This window comes from Corallococcus caeni (assembly GCF_036245865.1).
GTDB lineage: Bacteria > Myxococcota > Myxococcia > Myxococcales > Myxococcaceae > Corallococcus > Corallococcus caeni.
The window spans coordinates 247,413-258,953 of the sequence record NZ_BTTW01000007.1 but is presented as its reverse complement, the minus strand read 5'-3'; the positions used below and the strand labels follow the sequence as shown (position 1 = coordinate 258,953).

Below are 11,541 nucleotides of genomic sequence, written 5' to 3'. Positions count from 1 at the left end.
CCTCACTGGAGCACCCTCGCATGACCTCCCGTCCAGACACCGCCGCTTCCTTCCGCGCGCTGCACCAGGGACCTGAACTGCTGCTCCTGCCGAATGCCTGGGACGCCGGCAGCGCCCGCCTCTTCGAGAGCCTGGGCGCCCCCGCCATCGCCACGACCAGCGCGGGCGTCGCCTGGGCCCTGGGCTTCCCGGACGGCAACGCGCTGCCCGTGGACGTGCTCGTCGCCACGGTGCGCGCCATCGCCAGCGTCATCCGCGTGCCCCTCACCGTGGACGCCGAAGGGGGCTACTCCGATGACCCGGCCACCGCCGGTGAGAACGTGGCCCGCCTCCTGTCCGAGGGCGCCGTGGGCTGCAACCTGGAGGACGGCAACGGGCCTCCGGAGCTGCTCGCCGCGAAGATTGAGCGCGTGAAGCAGGCCGGCGCGCGCCTGGGTGTCGACGTCTTCGTCAACGCGCGCACGGACGTCTACCTGCGCAAGCTCGTGCCGCCCGAGCGCCGCGTGGAGGAGACGCTGGCCCGTGCCGCCCGCTACCAGCAGGCCGGCGCGGATGGCCTCTTCGTCGCGGGCATCGCGGACGCGGCGGACATCCAGGCCATCACCCGGGGCACCCCGCTGCCCGTGAACGTGCTCGCGCGGCCGGACCTGCCCGCTCCGGCGGAGCTGCGGCGGATGGGCGTGAAGCGCCTCAGCGCCGGCTCCGCCATCGCGGAGTCCATCTTCGGTCGGGCGGGAGCGCTCGCCTCCACGTTCCTCCGCGAGGGACACTCCGCGAGCCTGTTCGAAGCCGCCGCCAGCTATCCGTCCCTCAACGGGCTGATGAGCCGGAAGTAGCCACACCGCCCCGGAGGGAACCGAGCCATGTCCCAGGAGGATCGTCAGCGCTGGAACGACCGCTACCAGCAGGCCGCCCTGCCGCGGGAGCCATCCGACTTCCTCCGCTCGCTCGCGGACCGGCTGCCCCGGGAAGGCCGGGCGCTCGACCTGGCCGGTGGGCCGGGCCAGGACGCGTGCTGGCTCGCGCGACGCGGGCTGGACGTGACCCTGGTGGACATCTCCGACGTGGCGCTGGCACAGGCGGAAGTCCTGGCGCGCGACGCGGGCGTCTCCCTCACGTGCCTGCGCCTGGACCTGGAGGCCGGAGCGCTGCCTCCCGGTCCGTTCGACCTCGTCGTGTGCTTGAACTACCTCTGGCGGCCGCTCTTCACCGCCGTGCCGCGGCTGCTCGCACCCGGTGGGCTGTTCGTCTTCGCCCAGCCCACCCGGAGCAACCTGCAACGCCATCCGCACCCGTCCGCGCGCTTCCTCCTGGACGACGGCGAGCTGCCCACCCTGCTCCAGGGGCTCCAATCCCTCTCACTCACCGAGGGCTGGACGGACGCCGGCCGTCACGAGGCGCGCGTTCTGGCACGGCGCCCCGTCAATGACAGTCAGGGCTGAAGCACGTCAGGCGCGGGCCCCAGGGGGCTCAGAAGCTCCAGCACGTCGCGGACGGCGTGCGGCCACAGTACGACGTGCCATGGGCCTGGCACTCGCCGTAGTAGAGGATCCCGGGCTCGTACAGGTACCAGGGGCCGTTGGCCGTGCACCGTACGGAACAGCGCCTCGCGCCGGCATCGTACCCCTCACAGAGGCCCTGCTCGGAGGTGGCGAGGGACGGCGTGGGGTCCGCCATCCCGTCTTCCGCCTCCACCCCGCCACAGGCGGCGAGGAGTGAACCGAACGCGAGGCTGACGATGACTGACTTCAGGTGCATGGGGAGGACTCCAATGGAGCGCCGGCGGAACGCACGGCGCCGGGCGTTGATACATCAGCCACCCGGCTCACTCCAAACGCTGCCCCGCCCCGTCAGTCCCGGCGCTTGTACTGGATTTCAATGGCCTTCTGCGGCGCCGCTCCGGGCTCGATATTGAAGTGCGTGACGACCAGCGCATCCGGGCCGGTCACCTGGATGTCCACGCGCCAGCCCCAGCGGGGAGAGTCGTCCCCCGTGCGGTAGCTGCCGAGCACGGAGATGCGGTCACCCACCCCGGCCTCTCCCTGCAGCGTCATGATGTCCGTGCCGACGTGGAAGGTGTCCACCCACGACATGGTGAAGTGCCGCCCGTCCAGGTGGTAGCCCAGCGTCGCGATCCCGGTCAGCGGCGTGTCCCCCATCGCGGACGTGTACTGGTGCACCACGAAGCGCCCGTCGAGCACGCTCTGGAAGCTGCCGGTGATGGGCGACTCGTCCGCCACCTTGTCGGGCTCGAACCACGTGCGCGCCACGCCCTCCCATGCGCCAACCAGCTGGGAGAGGAGGTGATGGGGACCGGCGGACAGGGATTGCTGCAGGCGTTCCTGGCTCATGGGCGGGCAGTCTCCCGGACGGCTCCCAGGCAGGTCCACACTTTTGCTTTCTCCGGCACGCACGCGCCCGCGTCGGTACATTGACGCCCTCGCCTCGCTTCCCTTCAGGAGCCACCCTTGCCCACCACTTCCGCCTATGCCGCCCCCAGCGCGAAGGCCGCGCTCGGCCCCTTCACCCTGGAGCGCCGCGAGCCGCGCCCCCAGGACGTGCTCATCGACATCCAGTACTGCGGCGTGTGCCACTCCGACATCCACCAGGCCCGCGACGAGTGGGGCGGCGCCCTCTTCCCGATGGTGCCGGGCCACGAGATCGTCGGGAAGGTGTCGAAGGTGGGCAGCGCCGTCACCGCGTTCAAGGTGGGGGACGCCGTGGGCGTGGGCTGCTTCGTGGACTCCTGCCGCGAGTGCCCCCAGTGCCTCAAGGGCGAGGAGCAGTACTGCGAGCGCGGCTCGGTGAACACCTACAACGGCCGCGACTACGAGGGGCAGCCCACCTACGGCGGCTACTCCACCCACATCACCGTGGACGCGAAGTACGTGCTGCGCATCCCGGAGGGCATCCCCCTGGACCGCGCCGCGCCGCTCCTGTGCGCGGGCATCACCACGTACTCGCCCCTGCGCTACTACGGCGTGAAGGCGGGCAGCAAGCTGGCCGTCGTGGGCCTGGGCGGCCTGGGCCACATGGCCGTGAAGCTGGGCAAGGCGCTGGGCGCGGAGGTGACGGTGCTCAGCACCTCGCCGTCCAAGCGCGATGACGCGCTCGCCCTGGGCGCCGCGCACTTCGCCGCCACGTCCGACAAACAGACGTTCAAGACGCTGCGGCGGTCCTTCGACTTCGTGCTCGACACCGTCTCCGCGCAGCACGACTACAACGCGTACCTGAGCCTGCTGAAGACGGACGGCACGATGATCATCGTCGGCGCGCCGGAGACGCCGACGCCCCTGGCGGCCTTCTCGCTCATCCCCCGCCGGCTCAAGCTGGGCGGCTCGATGATTGGCGGCATCCGGGAGACGCAGGAGATGCTCGACTTCTGCGCGAAGCACCAGGTCGCCTCCGACGTGGAGGTCATCCCCATCCAGAAGATCAACGAGGCCTACGAGCGCATGCTCAAGAACGACGTGCGCTACCGCTTCGTCATCGACACGGCGAGCCTGAAGGCGAAGTAGCCGCCTCCCAGGCTCCGGTGAAGCCCCGGCGTCCGCGCGCGCCGGGGCCTGCTTCGCGCTTCCGTCAGCCGCGCCAGGCCGTCCAGAGCGACACGAAGCCGAACAGGAAGAAGAGCGCGGCCGTCACCCAGCGCACGTACTTCATGTTCACCCGCCCGGACAGCCGGTCGCCCAGGAACACCGCCAGGCCGTCCGACACCAGCATCCCCGCGGTGGTGCCCAGCGTCACCAGCACCGGGGCCTGGTAGCGCGCGGCCACCGCCATGGTGGCCAGCTGCGTCTTGTCCCCCATCTCCGCCATGAAGAAGAGCGCCACCGTGGTGAGGAAGGCGCCGAAGCGCGGGGGCTTGCCGCCGTCCTCGTCCAGCGTGTCCGGCTTGAGCGTCCACAGGCCGAAGCCCAGGAACAGCACCGCCAGGATCAGCGCCATCACCCGCGCGGGGACATGCGTGGACACCCACGTGCCCACCGACGACGCGAGCGCGTGGTTGGCCACGGTGGCCACGAAGATGCCACCCAGCACCACCCACGGCTTGCGGAACCTGGACGCCAGCGAGAACGCCAGCAGCTGCGTCTTGTCGCCCATCTCACTGGCGGCGACGAGGACGAATGAACCCACGATGGCTTCCAACGACACGATGACACTCCATCCCAGTCCTGGCACGGAGGGCGTCGGGTGGAGCGCGTCAGGGAGGAGCGCGCACGACGGACCTCGGCCAGGGAGCATTGAATCCCTGTCCGAAGGTCTCGTTCGTCCCGCGCTTCGCGAGATGGGGGCCCGGGCTGTCACCAGCCAGTGTGTCGAGCGCCCCTCCGCCCCTCGATGCCGGGCGGGAACTACTCCCCTTACGTGGATGCGCGAGTAACAGCGCACCGGGTACCAAGTCAACCCGGCGCGTCGCGTGTTCCTTTTTTTGACGACACGAGAGGCCGGCCCCCTAATGCCCACGCCAGGTCGGTAGCGGCCTGTAGCAGCATTCCTGGAGGAAGCCCGATGCAGGATGGAAGCGCCAGCCCGCTGAGCCCCGACGCTCCGTCGTCCCCGTCCGCGGTGGAACCCGGTGAGGTCCGAAGCCCCGAGGCCGACATCGTCTCCACCCACGTCCTCGTCCCCGAGGAGCAGGTGCACAAGCTGCGCGAGCTGGCGCGGCGCACCCGCATCCACCAGAGCGAGTACCTGCGCGAGGCCGTGGAGGACCTGCTGTCGAAGTACGGCCGCATGCCCGCCAAGACGGAAGGCGAGTCGTGAGCGGCCTCCTGCCCCGCCGCCGTGCGCTGTCGCTGCGTGAACGGCTGCGGCGCTGGCTGGAGCAGGAACTGTAGTCCTCTCCCCGCTGCCTCCGGGGCCTCCCTGGAGCCGCCGCGGGGGAGCACGCTAGGGTCGCACGCCTCCCCTCTTCCGGAGCCGCGCCCTGATGCGTTCCGCACTGCTGACCGCCCTCCTCGCGCTGGCCGCCACCGGCTGCGCCACCCCCCGCTTCGAGAAGCTCTACCCCGGCATGACGGCCGCCCAGGTGGCGGACACCATGGGCAAGGGGCCGGCGCGGGCCCAGGAGTTCCCGGACGGCTCGTCGGCCTGGTACTTCGACGAGGACCACTGCGTGCTCATGCGCAACCACGTGCTCGTGGCCAAGTCCACCACCGAGACACGCACCTCGGTGCACACGCCCGTGGCGTCCCTCAAGCATCAGGACAAGGCCTGGTGCGGCCCGCCGGGCACCGACGGCCGGCACGAGGAGCGCATCGAGACGCCCTTCGGCACCTTCAAGGGCAGCGTGGACCCGGCCGCCGTCACCGACCAGGTGCGCAAGGGCGTCCGCCCGCAGCAGGCCTCGCAGGCTGCCGACGGGGGGCAGCCTACGCCCTAGCCAGGCAACGCCTCAGGCCGCCGAGCGGGTGGCCGAGGTGTCGTCGCCCTTCTTCATGTTCCCCGCCAGTTCGCGGAAGGACATGTGGCTGATGGACAGCAGGATGAGGCCGAAGGCGATCTGCTGCACCGTCTGGCAAAGCCACAGCACGTTCGCGTACGCGAGCCCGTGCGCGTTCACCATCGCGGCGGGCAGGAACAGCCCCAGGCCCACCTTGGTCGCGGCCTGGAAGGTGCCCATCATCCCGGGCGCGGCGGGGATCATCACGCCCACCACCAGCACGCACATCACGATGTAGGACTGGAACAGCGACAGGTTCATGGGCTCGCAGGCGACGCCCGGCGCCGCGCCGGAGCAGTCGAACGCGCGCGCGAGCAGCGCCATGCCCAGACCGTTCAGCCCCCAGTAGACGAACGTGTAGAGGAAGAAGAGGGCGACGTGCTTGCGGTCGGGCAGCTGGCGCATGGCCCCCACGAAGGTGTCCACGATGTCCGCCACCTTGTCCGCGACGCCCGGGGAGAAGCGGCCCACGGTGGCGCGCACCAGCCGCACCGTGCGCTCCTGCTGCCACAGGCCCAGCAGCAGGAACACCAGGCCGCCGCCGAAGATGGCGAACATCAGCCACGAGCCCAGCTTCACGTACCGGACCTCGGGGGTCTCCGTGGGGATGAAGAAGAGCAGCACGCGGAACAGGGCCGCGACGAAGAGGCCGTCCGTGATGCGCTCCAGCACCACGGACGTCATGGCCGCGCTGCGCCGGATGGAGCTGCGCTGGGCGATGAGGAAGGGCCGGGCGAACTCACCCAGGCGGAACGGCAGCACCAGCAGCATCATGAAGCCGATGCCGGACGCCTCGTTCAGCTTGCGGAACGGGACGTGCTCCAGGCCCGACAGCAACGCGCCCCAGCGCAGCGTGCGGAAGACGTGGATGCCGGCGAGGCACAGGAAGTACGGCAGGAGCCACGCGTAGTTGGCCGCCTTGAGGCTGGCGATCTGCGTGGACACGTCCGTGTCCCGGAAGGCCCACCACATGAAGGCAACGGTGACGAGCAGGCTGGCGATGAGGTTGACGGCGCGTTTCACGGCAGGCGGGTATAGCGTCACTCTTTCCGCGACTCCAGCGGGACGCCTGGCCCCTGCCCTCCGGGGCGCATGGGCGTGGGCCCTCCAGCGGCCCGCTCCCCTGCCCTGTCGCCCGAGCGGGCCGGGAACTCTCCGGCACCGGACGCGGGCTCAGGCGTCGTGGCGGCGCGTCTCGCCGTCGGAGGGTAGCTCGTCCTCCTGCTGCTCGGCCTGACGGTCGGGCACGCGGTACTCCTCGCCCAGCCAGCGGCCCAGGTCCACGGCGCGGCAGCGGCGGGAGCAGAAGGGTTGGGAGGTGTTTTCCGGGCGCGGCGGCACGGGCTTCTGACAGATGGGACACGGCGCGAGTGGCATGGTGGATGGACTCCTAGATAAGCCTTGACGCTCCGGCGGGCCAGGACGTTTCGTGCCCCGGCACGTGCAGACCCCCTCGGACACCGCTCACACGCTGCTGCAAGGCGACCGGCTGTCCCGGGACTTCACCGCCGTGGGCGTGGAGGACACGGTCGCCCAGGCGCTGGAGAAGCTGCGCGCCCACCCCGGCACGGGGGAGGTCTTCTACTGCTACGCGTGCGACCCGGACGGCCGCCTGGTGGGCGTGGTGCCCATCCGCAAGCTGATCCGCGCGGGGCCCGACGAGCGCATCGCGTCGCTGATGTTCACGCGGGTGGTGAAGCTGCCGGTGGACGCGTCCGACGCGGTGGTGGAGGACTTCTTCGTTACCTACCGCTTCCTGGCGTTCCCGGTGGTGGACGCGGACGGGCGCATCGTGGGCGTGGTGGAGATGAACCAGTTCGTGGACGCGTTCTCCGACACGCTCTTCGACGAGGTGGAGGGCCGCGTGCGCGACGAGGTCTACCGCTTCGTGGGCCTCCCCGAGGGCGAGGAGCGGGAGACGCGTCCGGGGCGCATGGCGCTCAAGCGCTTCCCATGGCTGCTCGTGAACATCGCCGGCGGGTTCCTGGCGGCCACCACGACGCGGCTGTTCGAGCGCACGGTCGCGGAGCTGGTGGTGGTGAGCGCCTTCATCCCCATGGTGCTGGTGTTGTCGGAGAGCCTGGGCGTGCAGACGACGGCGGTGTCGGTGTCGATGGTCTCCCACGGCGAGGTGGACAAGAAGGTGGTGGTCCGCGAGGTGCTGGCCGCGAGCCTGGCCGGGTTGATGGCGGCGACGGTGGTGGCGCTCCTGGGGCGCTTCTATTCGCCGGGGTTCGGCTTCCCCCTGGCGCTGTTCGTGGCGGTGACGGTGTCCGCCACGCTGGCGTCGTGCCTGGGCGGGGTGCTGCCGTTCCTCTTCAAGCGGCTGAAGGTGGATCCGCACCTGGCGTCGGCGCCGCTGGTGCTGGCGGTGTCCGACAACGTGACGCTGCTGGCGTACTTCGGATTGGTGACGCGGTTGTTGTTGTAACGGTGGTGGAGTTCCTCGCGGAAGGGGGCAGGGTCATGAAGGTCGTGCGCATCACGAAGCCGGGCGGTCCGGAGGTCCTCGCGTTCGACGAGCGGCCGGAGCCGGTGCCGGGGCCGTACGACGTGCAGGTGCGGGTGCGGGCCAGCGCGCTCAACCGGGCGGACCTGCTCCAGGTGCGCGGCGCCTATCCGCCGCCGCCCGACGCGCCCCAGGACGTGCCGGGCCTGGAGTACGCGGGTGAGGTGGTGGCGGTGGGCCCGCGTGCGCGCAAGTTCCAGCCGGGCGACCGGGTGATGGGGCTCGTCGGCGGGGGCGCGTGGAGCGAGGTGCTCACGGCGCATGAGCGCGAGGTGCTGCGCATGCCGGAGGGCCTGGACTTCGCGGACGCGGCGGCGCTGCCGGAGGCGTACCTCACGGCGTACGACGCGCTGGTGCTCCAGGCGGACCTGCGGCCCGGGGAGACGGTGCTGGTGCACGCGGTGGCGAGCGGCGTGGGGTCCGCCGCGGCGCTGCTCTGCAAGGCCATGGGTGTGCGGGTGGTGGGCACGGGGCGCAGCGCGCAGAAGCTGGCGCGGGCCTCCGAGTGGGGCGTGGGCCACACGGTGCTGTGTGAGAGCAACCCGCCGGTGTTCGCGGACGCGGTGCTGGCCGCGACGGGAGGCCGCGGCGCGGACGTGTGCCTGGACCTGGTGGGTGGCGCCTACCTGCCGGAGTCCGTGAAGGCGATGGCGCCCCGGGGGCGGTTGATGCAGGTGGGCTCGGTGGCGGGAGCGCGCGCGGAGCTGGACCTGGGGCTGGTGATGCGCAAGCGGCTCACGCTCACGGGGACGGTGCTTCGCAGCAGGCCCGCGGAGGAGAAGATGCTGCTCACGCAGGTGGCGGAGCGGCAGCTGTTGCCCCTGTTCGACTCCGGCGCGCTGAAGGCCGTCGTGGATGCGGTGCTGCCCATGACGGAGCTCCGCTCCGGGCTGGAGCGGATGGCGGGCAACGGCACGGTGGGCAAGATCGTCGTTCGCTGGGACTGAAAGCCGCTACACGGTCCGCTTGCGGGCGGCGGGCTTTGGAGCTGGCTCCTGCGCCTTGAGCACCTTGGCGGAGGCACACCGCCGCCAGGCCTCCTTGAGCAGGGATTGCAGCAAGGGCCGGTCCACGGTGGTGAGCCGCACGATGACCATGGGCCAGTCCTGATAGTGCGGCGTCACCAGGAAGACGTCTGGCTGTGATTGCAGCAGGGCCTCGCGGTGGTCGAAGTCCACCTGGATGACGATGGAGTCGTCATCCAGCACCCTCGCGAAGAGCGTGTCGCTCACCCGGAAACCCGGCGTGCCGTAGGAGGGGCGCTCCTCCGTCGCCGGGAGCGCCAGCGCCATTTCGCGCACGTCGTCCACCGTGAGCCGTCCCTTGCGCTTCGCCGCCGTCTTCTTCCGCGCCGCCATCCGTTTCCTCCCTGCCTTGCCGCCAGGCATCACCGAAGTCATTGCGCCTGGGGAGCGGAACCGTATCCTGCGCCGCCATGGCTACCCACTTCGACCCCGCCGCCGCCGCGCAGCCGGGCTCCGGCATCTTCGGCCTCCCACACTCTCCCGACGAGGCTCACGTCGTCGTCATCCCCGTGCCCTTCGAGGCCACCACCAGCTACGGCGGCGGCACGTCCAACGGCCCCGCCGCCCTGCTGGAGGCCAGCAAGCAGGTGGACCTGTTCGACGTGGAAACCGGCCGGCCCTACGAGCGCGGCATCGCCATGCTGGAGGCCCCCGCCGAGTTGCACCTGTGGAACGAGCGCGCCAAGGAGCGCGCCCTGCTCGTCATCGAAGCGGGCGGCATCGAGTCCGGCGACGCCGAGCTGCTCTCCGCCGCGAAGGACGTGAACGGCTTCAGCGAGAAGCTCAACGACCACGTCTACCGCACCGCGAAGCACTGGCTGGAGCAGGGCAAGCGCGTGGCCGCCGTGGGCGGAGACCACGCCATCTCCTACGGCATCATCCAGGCCCACGCGGAGAAGTACCCCGGCATGGGCGTGCTCCACCTGGACGCGCACGCCGACCTGCGCGTCGCGTACGAGGGCTTCACCTGGTCGCACGCGTCCATCTTCTACAACGTGTGCGAGCGCATCCCGGGCGTGAAGACGCTGGTCCAGGTGGGCCTGCGCGACATGAGCGAGAACGAGCACCGCTACATCGAGCGCTCCGGCGGCCGCATCCACGCCTTCTACGACGCCGTCCTCCAGCAGAACCGCTTCGACGGCCTGCCCTGGAACCAGCAGGTGAAGCAGATCGTCGACAAGCTGCCGCAGCAGGTCTACCTGTCCTTCGACATCGACGGGCTGGACCCGGTGCTGTGCCCGAACACCGGCACGCCCGTCCCCGGCGGCCTGTCCTTCCCGGAGGCCACCGCGCTCGTCGCGGGCGTCGTGCGCTCGGGCCGCACCATCGTCGGCTTCGACCTCACCGAAGTGGCCCCCGACCCGGAGGGCAGCGAGTGGGACGCCAACGTGGGCGCCCGCCTGCTCTACAAGATGATCGGCTGGATGCTGAAGTCGCAGAAGGCCTGAGCCCTCAGGCCACGCGCGGCAGCGACACGCTGAACGTCGCGCCCTCACCGGGGCGCGACTCGGCGGAGAGCGCGCCGCCGTGCAGCTTCGCCAGCTCCGAGGCCACGTAGAGCCCCAGCGCCTCTCCTCGCGCGGGGCCCTCCGGGAAGGGCTGGAACAGCCGGGGCAGCTCCGCTTCCGGGATGCCCGGACCCCGGTCGCTCACGCGCACCAGCACCTGCTCCGGGGACGCCTCCAGTTCCACGCGCACCCCGCCCTGCCGGGCCGCGTTCGACAGGAGCACGTCGAACACCTGCGCCAGGCGCTCCGGATCGAAGCGCAGGCCCACCGCCTCCGGGGGCACCGTCACCTCCACCGGCACGCCGGGCCCCGCCGTGCGGCACCTTGCGACGGACGCCTCCAGGTGCCGGCGCAGGTCGCCCTCCACCGGCCGCAGCGTCACGCTGCCCGCGCTCAGGCGGGCCGCGTCCTGGAGGTAGTGTCCCATCCGCTCCAGCGACTGCAGTTGCGTGCTCAGCGCCTCCACCGCGCCCCTGCCGGGCGGCGGCAGGTCACGGAGCGTGCGCAGTTGTTCGCGCGCGGCCTCCAGCGGTCCCTGGAGCGACTGCGCCACCCACCGGCTCAGCGCCTCCACCGGCGTCGCGGGCTCCAGGGGCGCGGCGGGGGCCTTCTCCAGCACGTCGTGGATCAGCGTCTCGAAGTCGGTGATTTCAAAGGGCTTGTTGAGGAACGCGGACGCCTCCGGCGAGCCCTGCTGGAGGACCGCGCTCAAGAGGATGATGGGCACCTCGCGCAGGCCCGGCTCCTGCTTCAGCCGGCTGCACAGCTCCATGCCGCTCATGCGCGGCATCATGTGGTCCGTCACCACCAGCCGGGGCCGGTGGGTGCGGGCGAGCGCCAGGGCCTCCTCGCCATCCCGTGCGCGCACCACGTCGTGCCCCAGGTCCTCAATCACCTGGCTCAGGACCTCCAGCACCGCGGGTTCATCATCCGCGACCAGGACGAGACTCATGTGCGACCACTCCCTCGGCCCCCGCGGGCATCAAGCAACTCGCCGCGCCGGGACGCCCAGGGCCGCCCTGCGCTCCCGGGCCGCAATCGGGCCGGGGCAGG

At 71.0% G+C, this 11,541-nt stretch carries 15 protein-coding genes; 8 read left to right on the top strand and 7 right to left on the bottom strand.

Annotated elements, in window-relative coordinates:
• Window positions 1-20 precede the first annotated feature (20 nt).
• Window positions 21-836, top strand: coding sequence for an isocitrate lyase/PEP mutase family protein (locus tag AABA78_RS28115; protein WP_338267591.1), 816 nt, complete (start codon window positions 21-23; stop codon window positions 834-836).
• Window positions 837-863: 27 nt separating this feature from the next.
• Entirely contained in the window at window positions 864-1,442 is a 579-nt protein-coding gene (locus tag AABA78_RS28110) for a class I SAM-dependent methyltransferase (RefSeq protein ID WP_338267590.1), read from the top strand.
• 28 nt (window positions 1,443-1,470) lie between these two features.
• Here the strand turns inward: AABA78_RS28110 and AABA78_RS28105 are convergent, their stop codons facing one another.
• Both AABA78_RS28105 and AABA78_RS28100 read right to left on the bottom strand, forming a co-directional pair.
• Window positions 1,471-1,758: a hypothetical protein gene (locus tag AABA78_RS28105; protein ID WP_338267588.1), complete on the bottom strand. Its 288-nt coding sequence runs from the start codon at window positions 1,756-1,758 to the stop codon at window positions 1,471-1,473.
• A 92-nt stretch (window positions 1,759-1,850) separates the two neighbouring features.
• Entirely contained in the window at window positions 1,851-2,351 is a 501-nt protein-coding gene (locus AABA78_RS28100; RefSeq protein ID WP_338267586.1) for a DUF1579 domain-containing protein, read from the bottom strand.
• 117 nt (window positions 2,352-2,468) lie between these two features.
• Here AABA78_RS28100 and AABA78_RS28095 point away from each other — a divergent pair, with 117 nt between their 5' ends.
• A complete protein-coding gene (locus tag AABA78_RS28095; protein ID WP_338267584.1) occupies window positions 2,469-3,518 on the top strand; it encodes an NAD(P)-dependent alcohol dehydrogenase in 1,050 nt (349 codons plus the stop codon).
• A gap of 64 nt (window positions 3,519-3,582) precedes the next feature.
• Here the strand turns inward: AABA78_RS28095 and AABA78_RS28090 are convergent, their stop codons facing one another.
• Window positions 3,583-4,149, bottom strand: coding sequence for a TMEM165/GDT1 family protein (locus AABA78_RS28090; protein ID WP_171413018.1), 567 nt, complete (start codon window positions 4,147-4,149; stop codon window positions 3,583-3,585).
• Between the two features lie 363 nt (window positions 4,150-4,512).
• On the opposite strand from AABA78_RS28090, the gene AABA78_RS28085 reads away from it, so the two are divergent.
• Together AABA78_RS28085 and AABA78_RS28080 are read left to right on the top strand one after the other, a co-directional pair.
• Window positions 4,513-4,767 carry a ribbon-helix-helix domain-containing protein gene (locus AABA78_RS28085; RefSeq protein WP_014396286.1) on the top strand — a complete coding sequence of 85 codons (255 nt, stop codon included), beginning with the start codon at window positions 4,513-4,515 and terminating at the stop codon, window positions 4,765-4,767.
• A gap of 166 nt (window positions 4,768-4,933) precedes the next feature.
• A complete protein-coding gene (locus AABA78_RS28080; protein WP_338267580.1) occupies window positions 4,934-5,386 on the top strand; it encodes a hypothetical protein in 453 nt (150 codons plus the stop codon).
• A 12-nt stretch (window positions 5,387-5,398) separates the two neighbouring features.
• Here the strand turns inward: AABA78_RS28080 and AABA78_RS28075 are convergent, their stop codons facing one another.
• Both AABA78_RS28075 and AABA78_RS28070 read right to left on the bottom strand, forming a co-directional pair.
• Window positions 5,399-6,469 carry a lysylphosphatidylglycerol synthase transmembrane domain-containing protein gene (locus AABA78_RS28075; protein ID WP_338267578.1) on the bottom strand — a complete coding sequence of 357 codons (1,071 nt, stop codon included), beginning with the start codon at window positions 6,467-6,469 and terminating at the stop codon, window positions 5,399-5,401.
• 150 nt (window positions 6,470-6,619) lie between these two features.
• On the bottom strand, window positions 6,620-6,823 hold the full coding sequence (locus tag AABA78_RS28070) for a DNA gyrase inhibitor YacG (protein WP_120526005.1): 204 nt from the start codon (window positions 6,821-6,823) through the stop codon (window positions 6,620-6,622).
• 64 nt (window positions 6,824-6,887) lie between these two features.
• On the opposite strand from AABA78_RS28070, the gene AABA78_RS28065 reads away from it, so the two are divergent.
• Together AABA78_RS28065 and AABA78_RS28060 are read left to right on the top strand one after the other, a co-directional pair.
• A complete protein-coding gene (locus tag AABA78_RS28065) occupies window positions 6,888-7,877 on the top strand; it encodes a magnesium transporter (RefSeq protein WP_338267575.1) in 990 nt (329 codons plus the stop codon).
• A gap of 35 nt (window positions 7,878-7,912) precedes the next feature.
• Window positions 7,913-8,902: an NAD(P)H-quinone oxidoreductase gene (locus tag AABA78_RS28060; protein WP_338267574.1), complete on the top strand. Its 990-nt coding sequence runs from the start codon at window positions 7,913-7,915 to the stop codon at window positions 8,900-8,902.
• Between the two features lie 6 nt (window positions 8,903-8,908).
• Here AABA78_RS28060 and AABA78_RS28055 read toward each other — a convergent pair whose 3' ends face one another.
• On the bottom strand, window positions 8,909-9,313 hold the full coding sequence (locus AABA78_RS28055) for an MmcQ/YjbR family DNA-binding protein (RefSeq protein WP_338267573.1): 405 nt from the start codon (window positions 9,311-9,313) through the stop codon (window positions 8,909-8,911).
• Between the two features lie 77 nt (window positions 9,314-9,390).
• Between AABA78_RS28055 and AABA78_RS28050 the strand changes: the two genes are divergently transcribed.
• Window positions 9,391-10,428, top strand: a complete 1,038-nt coding sequence (locus AABA78_RS28050; RefSeq protein WP_338267572.1) for an agmatinase family protein — start codon at window positions 9,391-9,393, stop codon at window positions 10,426-10,428.
• A gap of 4 nt (window positions 10,429-10,432) precedes the next feature.
• On the opposite strand, the gene AABA78_RS28045 is transcribed toward AABA78_RS28050, so the two are convergent.
• Window positions 10,433-11,440: an ATP-binding response regulator gene (locus AABA78_RS28045; protein WP_338267571.1), complete on the bottom strand. Its 1,008-nt coding sequence runs from the start codon at window positions 11,438-11,440 to the stop codon at window positions 10,433-10,435.
• Between the last annotated feature and the right edge of the window lie 101 nt (window positions 11,441-11,541).